Here is a 17,625-nt window from a genome sequence, read left to right as displayed (position 1 = left end):
CGGATCGACCGCAACGGGCTTGGAAAGACAGCGTTGTAAGCACGTTTGGCATCGGCTGCAACCGTCTGCAAAGCATCAAGGTTTGCGGACGAATCGCTCCCACTGACGTACGCGCTCCCGCATGTCGTTAAGGTCGAGCACGCCACATGCGAAGCCCTTGCGCACCAGCTGCGGCGGCAGGAAGCGGTCGTACTTGTTGAAATCCGGGATCTCGTCGGGGTACATGAGCGTCAGCGGATCGGTAAGTTCGCGGGCGGCCTGCGTAACCGCCGCGTAGAACGCCTGCGCGTTGGCGTCCATGGTGAAGGTCATGTAGTAGGGCGAGAAGGCCTCCAAGCCCTTGAGCCCGAGGCTTGGCGCGCACCGCAGAAGCAGCAGGCGTTTAAGCGCAAGGAACGCGTATGTACCGAGCCAAGGGAACAGCGCCCACATGTTGCCGCCCAGGTGGCGCAACGGCTGGTCGGCGAGCCCCATAACCGCCGCGTCAACGCGCGCCTGTTGCAATCTGGCCGCGGCATTGCGCATGAGATACGGGTAGGTGGCCTCCGGCGGCTCCAGAAGCACTTGTCGCATGCGTTCGAGGATCACCGTGTTGATGTCCCCGGGCACGTCGCCGAAATATGCGGGCACTTTGCCTTTGACCATGGTGCAGTAGACGATATGCCGTTTGCGGTCCACCTCGTCGACCACCCACACGTGGCCGGCGATGGCGATTTTCTCGCCGGCGGGAGGCGGGGCCACCAGCGTGCCGATCTCCTGCGATTCGCTGCGTACGCTGTACTCCTCGTTTTCCTGAAATACCGCGTAAAACTTGAAGTTGCTGGTGATGCGCTCCCCTGCCACGCCGACGATCAGACCGCCGCGTTCAGTGGTCTCGATATGGTCGATACCAATCAGGTGACGTAAGAGGATCCGGTAATCATCCTGCGTGACGCGTTTGAACACGGCAAGCGAAAGCACCTGGGACGCCAGTTGCGCAGGCGTCATCTCACCTCCTGACGCGAGCGTGCTCATGGTCTGGTGGTACAGGAGGCTGTAAGGCAGACCATCAAGCCGGGGCGGCTCCACCCAGCGGCGTTCCACGTACAGCTGGATGAGCGCAATGCCTTGGATGAGTTTCCACGGGATGATATCCGGCGCCATTTCACGTGATTGCGGCGGATCCTCACGCATGACGAACCACATTTCCTGCGGCTGGTTGCGTCTGCCAGTGCGTCCCATGCGTTGGAGGAACGAGGAGACGGTGAACGGCGCGTCAATCTGGAACGCGCGTTCGAGCCGGCCGATATCAATGCCCAGTTCGAGGGTCGCCGTCGTGACGGTGGTCATGCAGCTGTTCTCGTCCTTCATCTCCTCTTCGGCACTCTGCCTGATGGGCGCTGAAAGGTTGCCGTGGTGGATGAGGAAGCGGTCCGCCTCATGCCGTACCTCGCAGTACTGGCGCAAGGTGGTGGTCACGGCTTCGGCTTCCTCGCGGGAATTGCAGAATACGAGGCATTTGCGGCCACGCGTGTGTTCGAAGATGTAGCCGATGCCAGGGTCAGCGGCCTGCGGGGCGGTGTCCGAGGCGGGTTCGGATTGGGCGAGCGGGCCGGTAAGTGGCTTGTCTTGCCGTTCAAATGGGGATTCAAACGGGGATTCCATCGAGGATTTGAGTTGGGTTTCACCGGTAAGCGTTGCTTCCGTCTGTTCCAACAATGGTCGGGTTTCGCCGTCAACCGCGTGCGGGTTTCGTGCAAATGCCGGCATGCGTAGTCCCCGCTGCGAAGCTTGCGGGCCGCTATTGAAGAAATGCTCCATGGACAGCCGCCAGGTCTGACCACTGGCGCCGATATTCGGAACAACCGTGCCCTTGCCGGTTCCGGCGCTCAGGAATTCCGCTGCCTGCTTCGGGTCCCCGATGGTGGCGGACAACCCGATGCGGCGCGGGTTGACGCCGGCCATGCGGGACAACCGTTCAATCAGGCACAAGGTCTGCCCACCGCGATCGCCGCGCATCAACGCGTGCAGTTCGTCGATCACGATGAAACGCAGATCGCCGAACAGCGCGGGAATGGCCGCATGCCGGTGCAAGAGCATCGCCTCAAGCGATTCGGGCGTGATCTGCAGGATTCCCGAGGGGTGTTTCATGAGCTTGCGCTTGTGGGATTGCGAGACGTCGCCATGCCAATGCCATACGGGGATATCGCCTTGCGTGCACACTTCGTTGAGCCGGTCGAATTGGTCGTTAATCAGGGCTTTGAGCGGCGCGATATACAACGCACCGACCGATGCCGGCGGGTCTTCAGCCATCAAGGTGAGGATCGGGTAGAACGCGGCCTCCGTTTTACCGGATGCGGTCGAGGCGCTGAGCAGCACGTTCTGGTCGGTGCCGAAAATCGCCTCACCCGCCGCGACCTGCACGCCGCGCAGGCTCTGCCATCCGCGCTCGTAAATCGTGTCCTGGATGAACGGCGCGTACCGGTTGAACACATCCATGCGCGGCTCTCCTTTGCTCATTGCTTCATCGCCTTATTGCCTTACCGACGACAACCTGCTGTATATCTGTTCTCCATATCAGTTACACACCAGCCTTGCCAAGGTGTGAGAAGCTCAGATCGTGAACTGGGCGTACTGTCCGCCCGCCTGCGGGCTCATTCCGTCGGACGGGTCGCCCTGCGCGTAGGAGAATTCGTCGGATGCCAGCAAATCGGCGGGTTTCTTGTCGGGATGCTGGTAGAGGATATCCAACAGCTCAATGAAATCACGAATCACCTCGCGCGGCGTAATATGCGAATCCGCTCCAACCCGCTCATATTCCACGCGTATGAACATCGCGAGGTCGTCATCGCCCAATACCGGCTCATACCCGTAGAGCCGGGCGTGAATGTCGGCGAGCTTGCATGCGAGCACAAGCATCTCCTCTGGGCCTAGCGGGTCGAGGTGAATGACCGGGGCCAACAGGTCACGCGACCCCTCCTTGGAGAATCGCCCGTCGGCGAGCCGGCTGCGCAGCGCCTCGTAGCTGTAGATGCCGCGATGCCGGTCCTCCACACACTGCGGGGTGCCGCACATGATGATGCCCAAGTGATGCGCCTTGCCCTGCATGGTGTCGTTGTACATGGTGAGCATCTTCTCGTAGTTGTTCTGCCGACTGATGGCGTTCGGGATTTTGTAGATGTTGACCAGTTCATCAATCATGACAATCAGCCCGCGATAACCAGCCTTGACGAGGAAATCGGCAAACAACTTGAGATAGTCGTACCAGTTGTCGTCGCCGATGATGACGCCGACGCCCAGCTCGCCGCGCGCCTCGGTCTTGGTTGCGTATTCGCCGCGGAACCATTTGAGCACGCGCCCCACGGTCTCGTCATCGCCTTGCTGGCTGGCATGGTAGTACATGGTCAGCAGGCGCGCGAAATCGAAGCCGTGGACCATATCCCGCATGGATGCGATGGTCTCGGCGATGGTTTGGTCCACGCGGGCTGCGAATTCAGGGTCGTCAGGGCCGGGCATAGCACCGGTTTCGCCGGCGAGCGCGGCGGCGGTGTCAGTTTGTACGGTGGCGATCCACCGGTCGAGGATGAGCGGGAGTGCCCCGCCTTCCGGCCGTGTTTTGGTGGACATGTTGCGCATGAGTTCACGGTAGGTGGCCAGGCCTTGCCCTTTGGTGCCTTGCAGGCGGCGTTCCGGGGAGAGGTCGGCGTCGACGACGACGAAGCCGCGGTCCATGACGTGGGTGCGGACGGCTTGTAGGAGGAAGCTTTTGCCGCTGCCGTATCGGCCTTCGATGAAGCGGAATGCTGCTCCCCCGCTTTCGATGATGTCGACGTCGTGGAGGATGGCTTCGATTTCGCGGCGGCGGCCGACGGTGATGTAGGGCAGGCCGATGCGGGGTACGACGCCGCCTTTGAGGGAGTTGATGATGACTCCGGCGATGCGTTTGGGAACTTGTCGGCGTGGCGTAGTCTGCCCTGCTTCCGCACTGCCAGGGGTGTTGGCTGCCGATTCGGTATGGTCCATGTGCGCGTCCTTCACGTTGGTATGGTGGCGTGCGGCTAGCGTGCCAGCCATTGCCGCAGGTCGTCTTCGTAGTCTTCGATGATAACGGGCCGGTCGCCGTCGAATTCGATGACGGTGTCGCCGATCTCGTCCATCATGCGTTCGTTGATCCGGTCTACCAGCATACTCAGGCTTTCGTGCCGGCGGCGTAGCTCGTCCTCGTATGGTTCGCCGTTGAGCAGTGAGCGAACAAGGAAGCGTTCGGAATCGTCGGTTCCGGGGTGCGCTGCGGATTGCTCTCCGGGTTTCGCGGTGGGGTGCGCTGTGGGTGTGGGAGTCGTCGCAGGTGCGGCCTGTGGAGTGGATGGCGGTGTCGGCGGTGTCGGCGGTGTCGGCGGTGTCGGCGGATTGGCTGGCTGTGCTTCCTGTTGCTCGGCGGGTTGTGCCGAAGTCTTATGTACTGCAGGTGCTTGTACCGCAGTCGGTTGCGATGCGGCTGGCTCACTGATGGTTTCCGCCGTGTCTTCGACTTGCGTGTCTTGGTCATCGACGATGAGCGCATCCCGGGTGAGGTCGGCGTCGTGGCGAATGCTGGCGAGCGCCTGCATGTCGATGGTGATATGCGGTCGGGCGGCTTCTTCGCGTTCGTGTTCAATGGTCTCGATTGTCCGGGCAATGACCGGTGTCAGGCTTGCGGCGAGGCTGCCTGGCGCAGGCGCCTTCATGGGGTGGCCGAAGTGGTGGTACAGGCGTAGTTGCCTGTCGATTTCGCGGGTGATGTCGCCGAATGTGCGATTTATGGAGCCGTTCAGGTTGTAGGCGTGCAGGTGCCAGCCGTCCTCGGGGGTCCACTGGTAGTAGCGGATGGGGTCGATGGTCACGGTTTGTGGTTCATGCCTGGTCAGGCGCATGAGCCCGTAGTCGGGCTGCGGCTGGTAGCGCTGCGCGTCAAGGTAGATCGCATCCCAAAACAGGGATGTGCTTTCTTGCGGCAGTGGGCCGAAGCAGGTGCCGGCGAGGCTGGAGGCGCGGGTTTTCAAGTGTTCGTCAATGGCGATGCAGATGCGGCGCAGGGAGTAGCGCATGATGTCGGCGTGGCGTTTGGCGAATGCCGAGGTGTCCAAGTGGTATCCGGACAGGTGTGTGACCGCGTTGAAGTAGTCGTCGTCGCTGGCGGACTCGGGGTGTATGACGGTGTCGATCATCTCGTCGTAGGCGATGACTGGGAAGGTGTCCTCGCTGATGTATGCGGTGAGGTTGCGGTCGATGAGGTAGTCGCGAATCCACATGTCGATGGTTTCCGCGTAGCGTCGGTCCTGCCAGGCGTAGCTGTGGGCGATGCGGACGAGTTGGCGGAAGCCTTGGTCGGCGTCGGGTTCGATACCGCAGATGATTTCGTAGGCGCGGACTTTGGAGAACGCCATGCACGTGTCGTACCAGTCGCGTTCGCGTGGCGTGGGGCCGGCGTCGCTGTCGATTCTGGACCGGTCAGGGTGGTCTGCCTGGTCGGTGCGGTCAAGGAACCGGGTGCGCCAGGCGAAATATCCGCGCAGCTGGTGGTTGTCCATATCCCGGTAAGTGGGGTGCTGCCAGCGGAAGATGCCGTGCCAGTCGTAGTCGTCGCGGTAGTCGGCCACGGATGCGCCTTGCAGGTAGAAGTCGAGAGCGCGGCCGAGCGTCACGTCGCGGAAAGTGTAGTGGGCGCGGATGGCTCGCATGCGGCGCAGGCGGGCGGGCAGGATGCTTTGCCGGGAGTTGCTTTGCCGTGTGGTGGTCGGGCGGGCCGGGCGCAGAGGTCGCACTGGGCGAGACGGGCGCGCGGCGAGGTCTGATTCCTCGGGCATGATGATGGGCTGGTCGCGGTACGGCCGTGGTATGGCTCGCCCCGCGGGCTGGTTCAGGTGCGTGGGCTGGGTTGCTTCGGATGCGATGGAGTCGTTGCGCCCGTAGACCGTTCCGGTATCTGCGGTATCGGGATACGGTTCGTAGCCGCCGGGCTGGATGCTCGGACGGCGATGAGTGTTGGCAGGCTGGCTACCGGCATCCTCGACATGCCCGAAAACGCCGGATGCAACGGTCCTGCCCGATGCGGGAGCGCCCGATGCGGCGGGTTTTATGGGGATGGGCGTGTCAGTGTACACCGTGTCATGCATTCGCACCCGCGTCGAGGCGGCATCATCCGTCGAGATGGATTGCTGCGATGGGTCTTCCAGCGTCGCTATAGGGTTCATTTTCGTTTCGGGTGCCGAGAATCGCGTTGCTTGCACGTCGACATCCTTTGCGGGCTGCGATGCCATCGCGTAGGATGACGTCAGATAGTCGGCCATAGTTGGCAGATCAACCGTCCCATCAAGTTTGATGAACATCCACGTGTCATGATCGGCCTTGATGGTCGGTCCAAACCCCGGAAGGGTGAGCAACGACGCGATATGCGCAGGCTCGCAGCGCACGACGAGATCATGCCCGCCGATCATCATGGCGTATCTCCTGCCGGTCGCCGGGTGGTCGAAAACCAGACTTCCCGCTATACGCCCGCCCGGGCGGGGTTGAGTATGCAGCCGCTGTAGCGCAAACCGCGCAATCTCCTGCACGAAATCCCGTGTTCCGCCCGTTAATGCCATACCGCCGAGTCTAGTGTGGATGCCTCACCGTGCGAGACGAGTGTTGTCGCAGCCGCATCGCAGCCGATACGATACCGGCATGAAAATCGCGCTGGCACAAATGGGCATGACCCGCAGCATCGAAGACAATCTCAAGACAAGCCTTGCGATGATTGCCGATGCCGCCGACAGCCATGCCGATGGAGACTCGAGGCTCGAGGCTCAAGGCTGTATGCCGGCGGCTGAGGTTCGCGGTTCGGCGGATGCTGACGTCAGGCCTCGTGTTGCAGCAGCCGACTGCGCAGATTACGGATATCGCGTTCGATTTCACGGATTGTGGCGGTGAAAGCGGCGTCATCCTTGCCAGTCGGGTCCTCAAGCCCCCAGTCTTCACGCGAGCCGGCGGGCAGCACCGGGCAGACGACACCGCAACCCATGGTGACCACGACATCGATCGGCGGCAGCTGGTCGAGTGTCTTAGGATGCTGCCCGTTCGCCGGCATATCGATGCCGTACAGGCTACGCATGAGCCGCACGGCGTCCGGGTTGATTTCGGATTTGATGGTGGTGCCGGCTGAATATGACGTGAACGCGTCCGAAGCCAACGCCCGTCCGAGCGCTTCTGCGATTTGACTACGGCAGGAGTTGTGCGTGCATATGAATGCGACGGTGGGCAATGTCATCGGCACCTCGGCTTTCCACAGGTGATTCCAGTGATTGTTCCGGTTTTGATCGGGGCGTCATCGGGCGTGCGCTGCGCGTATCGCCGGTGCGCCCGGGTCAGAAGGTCAGACGCATCTCATGCCACGGCACTCCCCCATGCGTGGAGGCGGACATGCCTTCATCGCGGAAACCGAAGGACGCGTAGAAGTGCACCAGCCGATCCTTGCAGGTCAGGACCACGCCGCGGCGATGTTCCGCGCGCGCCGTGTCGATCGCATGGCGCAATACCCGTCCCGCGTACCCGTGACGCCGGTAGTCCGGGTGGGTGTCCACGCCGAAAATCATCTGCCACGCGCCGTGCGGGTCATGCATCTCGGCATGGTCGTACATGTCGTCGAGCAGATGCGGCTGGTCGGTGACCATGCCGTTGACGAAACTCACCAGCAGGTCGGCATCGGTACGGTCGCCGGTATCGGCGCTGTGAGAGGCTTCCAACAGCCAGAAATGGTCGGGGAACACCGCCAGCCGGCTGCTGATCGACGTGCGGCTGGCCGCTTCCGCCGGCGGGAAGCACGCGCGTTCGAGGCTGTCGATGGCATCGAGATCTTGTGTCGTGGCCGTGCGGATCGGCAGCAGGGCGAGCTGTGGAGTCGGTGAGATCATGATGCCATGGTACCGCGCGTCAATCACGAGCGTCGTGAGACGAACCGTGAGACGACCAGCCCCGCGGCGATGAACGCGATCGCATACAATGCCATCAGACCGGTCGAACCCGCCCATCGCCCCATGTGTCATATGCTGCAACGAGAGCAGCATGGGCGACAACGATTTACGAACATGTCAACTTCCGTCCATATCCGGGGCGACGATGGTGGCAGTCGACGCGCCCGCGCCGGACGGGAGGAAACACATGTCACAGTACAACGACGAAAACGGCGGTGGGAACGGCGCAGAGCAAGGCATTCCCATGGATCTGCTCATCCACGGCGCCGATGAGGCGGCGGCGGGGTTGCTTGGCTGTCTGCTGGTTCGCGACTGGCCGGACGGCACCCGTAGCGCGGTACGCATCGTGGAAACGGAAGCCTACGACCAGAACGACCCGGCAAGCCACACGTATCACGGCCGCAGTGAACGCAATCGGGCGATGTTCGGTCCGGCGGGCCATGCGTACGTGTATTTCACCTACGGTATGCACTATTGCGTGAATGTGACCGCGGGCGCGGACGGCTTCGGATGCGGGGTGCTGATCCGGGCGGGCGAGCCTGTCGAAGGAATCGAGCATATGCGCGCATTGCGCGGCGGGCGCACCGGGGTCGAACTGACCAACGGGCCGGCGAAACTCTGCCAGGCGCTCGCCATTGACAAATCCCTGTACGGCCATGATCTGAACAATCCTCCATTGCGTCTGGTCCGCGCATCGCTGCGCGAGGGTGAACGGATCGCGCGCACGCCACGTATCGGCATCAGCAAGGCGACCGACCGCGACAGGCGTCTGATTATCATGGGCAATCCGTTCGTGTCGAAAAGCCCGTTGAATGCGAAAGCCGTACCGTTGTACGCAGCCGAAGGGACGCAAGACGTGTCCGGAGCGCAAGGGGCGCACGGCGTGCCAACGGTTGCAGGCGGCAGTGCGACCGCACAGGCTTCGCAGCAATCGGCAGTATCGCAATCCCCCGCACCGCGACACACTCATGCCGTCCGCATGTCGGAACCCGATATGGACGCCAACGCCGACCTCTGCGCCGCCACCGGCAAGGGCACCGGCAACGGTACCGATGTGAGGATCCGCCGCGTGTATGAGGATGCGTCCGCGGATGACGGTCTGCGCGTCCTGGTCGACCGGCTGTGGCCGCGCGGCAAATCCAAGCAGAACGCGCATATCGACGTGTGGCTCAAGGATATCGCCCCGTCGAAAGAGCTGAGAAGCTGGTTCGGGCATATCCCTGAACGGTTCGACGAGTTCGCGTCACGCTACCGCCGTGAGCTTGACGCCAATACGGAAGCGGTCAACCGCCTGCGCGAGCTGATCGCCGATCATCCCCGTGTCACCCTGCTGTATGGCGCCAAAGACAGCGAACACAACAACGCGGTCGTCCTGCGCGAATACCTGCTCGGCGAGTGCGACCGCCACACGGATAAGGCCTAGCCGACCTGCATATTCGGGTATCGCGAGCGCATGAACGCGTCATCGAACACACGGTCCACCCAACGGCAGTACGGGTTGTCGAAGTAGACGCCGTGCGCGCGCTGCCCGTAGCGGACAATCGCGGGCACCATGAGCGACAGGTCGATCAGCATGATCACAGCGAGCACTACCGCGATGGTATGCCGGGCGTGTTCCGGAATACGGTGGACCAGTCTGAGGGCCGGCGGGAACAGCCAGCACATGCAGGCCATGCACAACAGGCCCCACACCAGCATGTAAGGTATGGTCGTGCGGCCGCCGATATTGAGTAATTTGTCGGAATAATCCCATGAGCGCGTGCCCAGCAGATACTGTTGGATCAGGCTTAACGTGAATTCTACGGCACCGCCGAGCAGCGCGCCGTAGGCGATGTACTGCCAAGGCCGGTTCGCGCGTTGCAAGGCGAGGAACATGATGACCGCGCCCATGCCGTACACCCAGTTGACGGTTGTGATGATCGACCCGCTGCGGTTCTCGAACACGCCGTGGGTCAGAGCGATCAGTACTTCCTCATACACGGTGCCGACCGTACCGGCGATGGCGAACAAGTAGACCATGTCGTAGGCGTCCCAGCGGGGCATGGTCCGCGGCTTGTCCAGCCATTGGGCACAGGCGTGGGTTCTTTGGTTCACGGTCTGGATGAGATCCTTCACACGTGCTCCTTTCGACCATCCCACTGTAACCCCATCCCACTGTAGCCCGGCACGGCAACGGACGAAGACTTGACACGCTGGCCGGGTGAATCAGTGACTGCGGGACGCCCGATGCCACAGTCCCGCGCGTGGGGACAGGTCTGCTTCCTGTGCCGACCTGTGGCGGCGCAGTTGGACGGGTTTGAGCGGACAGCCCGCGCATAGCGGCGAATCCGGGTCGGGCGTGCAGCCGCCCGTGGCGCAGCCGTGCGAGCCGCGCCACGTAACCAGATCAATTGCACCCTCAGCTTCCAGACTTTCGGCGACCTGTCGGACAAAATCCACAGGCATGCCAAGTACGCGAGCACACGCGGCGATATCAAGCCCCTGCCGAATCATCACCGCAACCCTGCCGCGGACACCGGTAGGCATGCGGCGAACGGTGTGTTTGGCGCTTTCTGCGGCAGTATCCATACCAGCACTCATTCACATCACCAGCCTGAGCAGTTGGAATGCGACCACCGCAAGCACGTACGCAACCGCCAGCCCCAGCGCGACACTGCCGGCGGCGACACGCCCGCCGAACTGGCGTTTCAACTCGGCCACCGTTGCCAAGCACGGGGTGTAGGCGAGCACGAACAACAGGAACGCGATCGCCGCGGCACGCCCATGTCCGCCTGAAGATTCATCGAAGGATTCGCGCAGCTTGCTGCCGAGCGCACCCTGCCCCTGCTGTTGTTCGGACTGGTCGTCCGTGCCGGAGATGCTGTAGGACTGGGACATCGAGCCGACCACTACCTCCTTGGCGACGAACCCGGTGAGCAAGGCGGCCGAGGCATGCCAGTCGTCGAATCCGGCGGGCGCGAACACCGGCGCCACCGCGTCGGCGACCACACCGTAGGCCGAATCATGTACATCCTCGACGTTTCCGAAGCTCCCCGCACCCGCCGTAGCCGGAACGGAGGCGAGCAACCATAGCACAATGATCACGCTGATGATGATCGAGCTCGCCCCGCGCAGGAACCCCCACAGGCGAATCAGCACGGACCGGACCAGTGCCACGGCTTTCGGCCACTGGTAGGGCGGCAGCACCATGGCAAACGGTTCAGGCTTCAAATCACGGAATACAGTGTGACGCAACAGCACGCCAATCGCCAGAATCAGCACAATCGAGATGACGTACATGAGGAAGACGACCAAGCCCGCCGTGGAGCGGAAGAACGCGTACGCGAGCACGAGATACACGGATAGTCGCGCAGAACATGAGGCGAACGGTATGAGCATGCCGACCATAACGCGCTGCCGTGAATCAGTGAGCGTACGGGTGGCCGCAAGTCCGGGCAGATTGCAGCCGAAACCGACAACGATCGGCAGGAACGCACGCCCGTCAAGCCCCAGGGCGCGCATCAGACGGTCCATGACGAACGCGGCGCGCGCCAGATACCCGCAATCCTCCAGCAGAGACAGCATGATGAACATGATGCCCATCGGCGGGATGAACGTAGCTACGGTGATGACGCCATCAAGCAGACCGTCCACGATCAGCCCGTGCACCCAACCGCTCGTGGCGTCCGGACCAAACAACGACATAACCGCGTCGATCCCGTCGGTCAGCCATCCGCGTACGGTCACGTCGAACCAGTCTTGCATCGGGCCGGCGAGCGTGGTGGTCGCCTGGAACACCAGATACATGACCGCAAGGAACACCGGCACACCCAGCCACGGGTTAAGCAATACGCGGTCGATGCGGTCGGAGACGGTTTCCCGCCCGGCATGGTCCAGACCGAGCCGGTGGATGATGCCGGCAGCCCAGTCGAAGCGGCGGTCGGCGCCCTCACGAACCATGGTTGCAAGCTCTTCGTCATTGCCGGCGTGCATCAGTTGCAAACCGTGCGGAAGCGGGGTGCCGTCGAAACTGCCGGCGACCGTGCTCATAAGCGTATCTGTTCCCTCGCCGGTACGCGGGTCAATCGCAATCACCGGCACGCCGTCAAGCGCCTGTGACAACGTTTGCGGATTGATATCGTCGCCTTGGCGGCGGGCCAGGTCGTTCATCGACAGCGCGACGACGACGGGCCTGCCCAGTTCGAGCACGCCCGCGAGGAAGTACAGGGACCGGACGAGATTAGTGGCGTCCAGTACGGCCACCAGCGCATCAGACGTCGGCATGCCGTCAATCCCTGCGGCGGCCTGCGCGGCAACCCGTTCGTCCGGCGACTGCGGCAGCAGCGAGTAGGTGCCGGGCGTGTCGATGATGTCCCAGATGCCCGCGGAAGATTCGGAAATACCCGGTTTGCCGGTCATGTCAAGCCGCCCACGCTCGACAAGCACCGTGGTGCCCGGCGCGTTCATCACACGCGCGCCAGCACCCAGCAGCGCGTTGAACAGTGTGGATTTGCCGACGTTGGGGTTGCCAACGAAGACCACGCGTCGTGCGGTTTCGCCAGTCAACGTATGCCCGCCGCCGGAACCGTGGTGGCAGTCCGCATCCGCGTCGGCACTGGGCGTGCGGCCGAATCGAATGGCGTCGAACAGCCGTTCCAGCCTTCCTCGGGCGGTCGGAGACGGCATCGACATCATGTCGTCGTGTCCGCCATGCTGCCCGTCAGGCTGCCCGCCGTGCTGGGAATGTCCGTAATGCCCGTCATGCCCCGTATCCCCGGTATGAGCGGGTTTGGATTCGCCGTCGCCATGCCCGCAACACGCGGCGCATCCGGCGGTATTCGTCGATTCTTCAGGCTTGATATCCGCGCTCATGATTGTTCTCCATGCGTGTTGGGTTCCGCTGGCCGGACGGTGATGGATTGGGCGGTGGCCGCATCGATGGCGATTCTGCCCGTGCCGATGGCGATGACGCGTCCACCGAAATTCGACCGCTGGGTGACACGCACCAAGCCGCCCGCCCTGATGCCGAGTTCCAGCATGCGCAGCACATGCCGTTCATCCATGCGTACGCCGGTGACCCGCATATCCTGCCCCACCGGGCATTCTTCCAACGTCCACTCGCGTGCGGCATCGAAGCCAATGCCAGAGCCTGTGCCGTTACCGGGCTGGGAGCCGTTTCCACCGCCGGGTTCACCATCGGAATCGAAACCGGTATCATGTGCCGGTTTTCCAGCATGTGAAGCTGCTGCCGGGTCATGTGGGTGTGGGCTGTGTGTGCCTGGTTCTCGTTTCATCACGTACCGACAATAACCGGCATGACACCGATTGCACAAGACTTTTTAGGAAAATAGCGTATTTTTACGTTCACGACGCAACCACCCGCGTCCACCCCGGAAGCGTAGAGTATGAGCGTCTTCCGCGCTGGATGAGGTGTGACATGCCCCATGGGATCGGCGACGAAGATCCTCCCCCATCCACGCCACCCGTAACTGATGCGCGTTCCGCAAGCAACCCCACAATCAGCGGAAAACAACGATTCATGGGCGCACGGGACAACCGAGCCATCAAGCAGGCGACAACAACAGCAAGGAGCATCATGGCTGACCACATGCGACACCAACCACCCGTCACCACCGGGCTCGCCGGCGAGCGCCCGGCTGCCGATCCCCCGGTCTCCTGGCGCGCCCGTCTGGCGATCGCGGCGATCGGCATGCTGTCCTTCGTCGGCATCCTCACCGAAACCTCGATGACCGTGGACTTCCCGATCCTCATCCGCAGCATGCACGTGCCGCTGACCACCGTACAATGGCTGACCACCGGATACCTGCTGCTGGTGACCATCGTGATGGGCAGCACCGCCTACGTACTCAAACGGTTCAACCCGCGCACCCTGTTCTTCTTCGCGTTGGCGACCAGCATCATCGGCTCGACCATCTGCATGACAGCCCCAGGATTCACGATATTACTGGCCGGTCGCATGTTGCAGGCCATCGCCACCGGCATTTCCACGCCCCTCATGTTCCAAACCATCTTCACCCAAGTCCCGGTCCGCAAGCTCGGCGTGTACACCGGGTTCGCCGCGGTGATCATCTCACTCGCCCCCGCACTGGGACCCTCCTACGGCGGAATCATGACAAGTCTATGGTCGTGGCGGGCGATCTTCGTGGGCGTACTGCCGTTGCTTGCGCTCATCGGCATCGCCGGGGCGTTGAGCGTCACCGGCAAGGCCGGCGGGGTCGGCGGGCAACGCTTCGACATCATCGGGCTTGCCGTGTTGTCCTGCGTATTCCTGGGGCTGCTCGTCACCTTCAACGAGGCGGGCCAATACGGCTGGCTGTCTCCGCGATTCTGGATCGGACTGGCCATCTGCCTGGTTTTGGCCGCCATCATGGTTTGGCATGCCCGTCACGGTTCACGCCGACTGTTCGACTATGCGATTCTAAGCAACCCCATGGTGCGGCTGCGTCTGTTCTCATATTTCGGCATGCAGTTCATCAACATCGGTATTTCCATCGTCTTCCCGCTCTACGTGCAGGATGTGCTCGGCGGATCCGCCATGACCGCGGGACTCATGCTGCTGCCGGGATCCCTGATCGGCTCGCTCGCCGCCCCCTTCGCCGGACAGGCGTACGACCGTTCCGGTTTGCGCCGGCCGATCACCCTGAGCGTCACCCTGATGGTGCTGGCGCTTTCCTTGCTCGCCGGGTTCGCCGGATCGCTGACCGTCATATTGACCGGCGTGTTCTACACGTTGCTGCGAATCGGCTTCAATATCGGATTCGGCATCACCATGTCAGACGCAAGCAAATACGTTGCCCCACCCCAGAAATCAGATCAGAACTCCTTGTTCTCCATGATGCAGCAGTTCGCCGGATCGTTCGGCACCGCGGTGATGAGCGCGGTCATCGCCGCGCAGGGCCTGCACATGCCCGTTGGCGCGGCCACCGTGAGCGGCAGCCGGATTGATTTCATCATCCTGCTGGTGTTGGCGCTCGCCATCGGGGTGTGCGTCGCCGCATCATTCCGGGTGCAACGGCGCATGCAGGCACGCGGCTGACATTCCCCCGTTTGCCGGGGCGGACCGGGTAAGGGGCGGGCCACGGGCGGGCAGAGGCTGGGCATGGTCGGGTCGGGCAGAGGCGACGGTTTTTCCTCTCCCCTGACGGACGGTATCTTGCCGTCGTGTGACGGTACGGTTGCACCGCAGGCCGATTATGCGCGGGTCTGTCCGGGCATATCCTGCGCTCCTTGATGCACCCCGGATTCGCTGGGTGTCGACGGGGCGTTGTGTGAGCGAATCCTCACAAACCCGCACCCACACCGGCCAAAACCGCCGGATTCCACTCACGGCGCCCTCCTTGTGTGAGCCAATCCTCACACAACGGCCATCGGAACCGGCATACCAACCGTCGGACGCCTAGGCGTGCACCGCCCACAGCTGGGTGACCGCTTCTCGCAGGAACGGCATATCATGGCTGACCACAATCACCGCCCCGTGATACGCTGCAAGCGCCCGGGCGAGTGCCTGTCTGGAGTGCAGGTCGAGATGGTTGGTCGGCTCATCCATGATGATCAGATGCGGGTGACGCGTGACGCCGAGGCACAGGAGCAGTTTTCGCAATTCACCCGGCGAGGGTTCGCTGGAGGCGGCGAGAATGCGGTCGGGGTCGGCGTTGAGCTGGGCCATGGCTGAGAGCACGTCGCCACGGTCGGAGGGGCTGAGTTGCGCCAGCTGGTCGAGCGCGGCGTGCGCGTCGGCGCTTGTGGTGTTCTGCGCGATGACGAGCCGCGGCACGTCGGATGGTTGCGCGTCGAGCTGTGCGAGCAACGCGTTGAGGATGGTGGTTTTGCCGGCGCCGTTCGGCCCGATGATGCCGATATGGTCGTTCGGGCCGACGCTGAGCATCGGAATTTGCACGCCGTCCGGGGTGTGCCAAGCGTGTACAGTCACGGGGACATCCGACGCTGATTCTGTTATATCCGCCGATAGCTTGATATCATTCGATTTCCTTGACCTTGCAGATTCCGCCGCATTGCAGCTCTTACCGCTTACACCCGTAACACGGTCGCTAGATTGCGCCCAAACCTGCACTGCCGCTTCCCCGAACGGAATAACACCCGCGTCTAGGCGGACGAGTTCCGTCGCATGGCTGGGTTCGATGCCGGCGAATGCGGTCAGGTCCCCGTCGTAGCGTTTCGCGGCGACCGTAATGGAGTCCGCAGCCTGCCGTGCGGCCTCAACCCGGGCGTCGAGGCGCGCCTGCGCTGAGCCGGCGGAGCCGTCGACACTGGTCATTTTGGCGAGTTTGGCGGCGTTGCGTGCATCATGGTCTTTGCGGTCGATGGTGCGGTTCGCCCGCCATGATGTCGCAGCGAGTGCCGCCTCATGCCTGCGGGATGCGCTTTCGCGTTGCAGTCGCGCGGCTTCCTTGTGCGCCTGATCGAGCGCCCGCTGTTCGCCCGCCTGCTGGGTTTGCGCGTCGGCGAATGCGGCCGTGTAGTTGCCGGGACGCACGATGACCTGAGTCACGTTGTTGTGGCCGATATGACGGCGTTCGAAGCAGGCGCATCGCATGGCGACTTGGTCGATGAGTTCGATGTCGTGACTGACGACGATACCGACGCGTCCCCGTCGTGGTGCTGGAAGCGCGGCAGGCACGGATGCAGGCGAGTCGGCATCACCGGCTTGCCCAGTGAAATCAAGCATGGCCCGTGCGATGGTGTCGCGCGTCGGCGCGTCGACGTGATTGGTCGGCTCATCGAGGATCAGCACGTCAGGTTGCGCGGCGAGCGCACACGCGATTTGCAACCGTTTGCGCTCGCCGCCCGAGAGCGTGTCGTACCGGTATGGCCAGTCGTCCGCGATGCCGAGCGTGTCGCGGATCGCTATGGTTTCCGGACTCCAGTCGCCGGCAAAATCATCCAGATTGGCCGGTACGACGGCGACATCCTGCGGGCAGAAGGCGATAACTGCGTCGGACGGGCTGACTTGTCCGCGTTCTGGTGTGAGTGCACCGCGTGCGATGTGCATGAGCGTGGATTTGCCGATACCGTTGTCGCCGAGCACGGCGGTCCAGCCGGGCGCGAACGTGACAGTAACGTCTTCGAAAATCGGTTCCGGCGCCCCGGGGTATGTGTAGGTGATATGTGACAGATTCAATGCTGTGATAGACATGCTGTGGTCGATACTAACAGAGACGGTGGACGGGCATCGGCGCTGGCGTGCGACCCCACAGTCCCAGCGCGAACGGATAGCGATCTGGAAACCGTGCCTCGTTATCTGCCCGCCGTGCGACGCGGCTGTTGCAACGCGACGAGATAGCAAGCAGGATGCTGTAACCACTGGGCACTATCTTGTCGTCGTGCGACACACCAGTCACACCACGGCAAGATAGCAATCGGGATGGCCGTACCAATGATCGCCATCCGCCCGCCGTGCGACGCAGCAGTCGCACAACAGCCAGATAGCCGACGGCATGGTCCCGCTACGGAAGCTATCTGCCAGCCGTGCGACACCGAGTCGCTCCACAGCATGATATCCACCAATGCGACTCTCAGCCATCAGGCAATACCGCCGCCGTGCGACATCATCATCGCACACCAGCGAGTTTCCACTTCTGCCGCAAACCCACACCTAACAACCCACCAGCAACAACCCACCAACCACACCCCACACCAA

11 protein-coding genes and 1 pseudogene are annotated in these 17,625 nt (G+C 62.6%); 3 read left to right on the top strand and 9 right to left on the bottom strand.

Annotated features, from left to right (window positions below; translation table 11 throughout):
* Nucleotides 1–75: 75 nt before the first annotated feature.
* The 5 genes from ACTQYB_RS01160 to ACTQYB_RS01140 all read right to left on the bottom strand — a co-directional run bounded on the left by ACTQYB_RS01160 (nt 76) and on the right by ACTQYB_RS01140 (nt 7,907).
* On the bottom strand, nt 76–2,499 hold the full coding sequence (locus ACTQYB_RS01160) for a DEAD/DEAH box helicase (protein WP_441481944.1): 2,424 nt from the start codon (nt 2,497–2,499) through the stop codon (nt 76–78).
* A gap of 93 nt (nt 2,500–2,592) precedes the next feature.
* Nucleotides 2,593–4,002, bottom strand: coding sequence for an ATP-binding protein (locus ACTQYB_RS01155; RefSeq protein ID WP_441481943.1), 1,410 nt, complete (start codon nt 4,000–4,002; stop codon nt 2,593–2,595).
* A 35-nt stretch (nt 4,003–4,037) separates the two neighbouring features.
* The gene (locus tag ACTQYB_RS01150; protein WP_441481942.1) at nt 4,038–6,602 is read right to left on the bottom strand and encodes a TerB N-terminal domain-containing protein; all 2,565 of its coding nucleotides are present in this window, start codon (nt 6,600–6,602) and stop codon (nt 4,038–4,040) included.
* Nucleotides 6,603–6,853: 251 nt separating this feature from the next.
* Nucleotides 6,854–7,264, bottom strand: a complete 411-nt coding sequence (locus ACTQYB_RS01145; protein WP_441481941.1) for an arsenate reductase ArsC — start codon at nt 7,262–7,264, stop codon at nt 6,854–6,856.
* A gap of 97 nt (nt 7,265–7,361) precedes the next feature.
* Nucleotides 7,362–7,907 (bottom strand): GNAT family N-acetyltransferase, encoded by a 546-nt coding sequence (locus ACTQYB_RS01140; protein WP_441481940.1) that lies wholly within the window; start codon nt 7,905–7,907, stop codon nt 7,362–7,364.
* Nucleotides 7,908–7,995: 88 nt separating this feature from the next.
* Between ACTQYB_RS01140 and ACTQYB_RS01135 the strand changes: the two are divergent.
* Together ACTQYB_RS01135 and ACTQYB_RS01130 are read left to right on the top strand one after the other, a co-directional pair.
* Nucleotides 7,996–8,760: pseudogene (locus ACTQYB_RS01135) on the top strand (DNA-3-methyladenine glycosylase); the annotation flags it as partial.
* A gap of 201 nt (nt 8,761–8,961) precedes the next feature.
* Nucleotides 8,962–9,390, top strand: a complete 429-nt coding sequence (locus ACTQYB_RS01130) for a DUF488 domain-containing protein (protein WP_441481990.1) — start codon at nt 8,962–8,964, stop codon at nt 9,388–9,390.
* On the opposite strand, the gene ACTQYB_RS01125 is transcribed toward ACTQYB_RS01130, so the two are convergent.
* The 3 genes from ACTQYB_RS01125 to ACTQYB_RS01115 all read right to left on the bottom strand — a co-directional run bounded on the left by ACTQYB_RS01125 (nt 9,387) and on the right by ACTQYB_RS01115 (nt 13,240).
* A complete protein-coding gene (locus ACTQYB_RS01125) occupies nt 9,387–10,082 on the bottom strand; it encodes a putative ABC transporter permease (RefSeq protein WP_441481939.1) in 696 nt (231 codons plus the stop codon). The two genes, ACTQYB_RS01130 and ACTQYB_RS01125, sit on opposite strands and share 4 nt — an antisense overlap.
* A gap of 465 nt (nt 10,083–10,547) precedes the next feature.
* The gene (gene feoB, locus ACTQYB_RS01120; protein WP_441481938.1) at nt 10,548–12,818 is read right to left on the bottom strand and encodes a ferrous iron transport protein B; all 2,271 of its coding nucleotides are present in this window, start codon (nt 12,816–12,818) and stop codon (nt 10,548–10,550) included.
* Nucleotides 12,815–13,240 carry a ferrous iron transport protein A gene (locus ACTQYB_RS01115; RefSeq protein WP_081965229.1) on the bottom strand — a complete coding sequence of 142 codons (426 nt, stop codon included), beginning with the start codon at nt 13,238–13,240 and terminating at the stop codon, nt 12,815–12,817. The genes feoB and ACTQYB_RS01115 overlap by 4 nt, the downstream gene beginning before the upstream one ends.
* A 302-nt stretch (nt 13,241–13,542) precedes the next feature.
* On the opposite strand from ACTQYB_RS01115, the gene ACTQYB_RS01110 reads away from it, so the two are divergent.
* On the top strand, nt 13,543–15,003 hold the full coding sequence (locus ACTQYB_RS01110; RefSeq protein ID WP_441481937.1) for an MFS transporter: 1,461 nt from the start codon (nt 13,543–13,545) through the stop codon (nt 15,001–15,003).
* Nucleotides 15,004–15,363: 360 nt separating this feature from the next.
* Here ACTQYB_RS01110 and ACTQYB_RS01105 read toward each other — a convergent pair whose 3' ends face one another.
* Nucleotides 15,364–17,121 (bottom strand): ATP-binding cassette domain-containing protein, encoded by a 1,758-nt coding sequence (locus tag ACTQYB_RS01105; protein WP_441481936.1) that lies wholly within the window; start codon nt 17,119–17,121, stop codon nt 15,364–15,366.
* Nucleotides 17,122–17,625 lie beyond the last annotated feature (504 nt).

The sequence above is a fragment of the Bifidobacterium sp. LCP19S3_E9 genome, assembly GCF_052121135.1.
In the GTDB taxonomy this organism is placed as follows: Bacteria; Actinomycetota; Actinomycetes; order Actinomycetales; family Bifidobacteriaceae; genus Bifidobacterium; species Bifidobacterium thermacidophilum.
The sequence above is the reverse complement of the archived record's forward strand: the minus strand, read 5'-3'. Positions and strand labels throughout refer to the sequence as shown.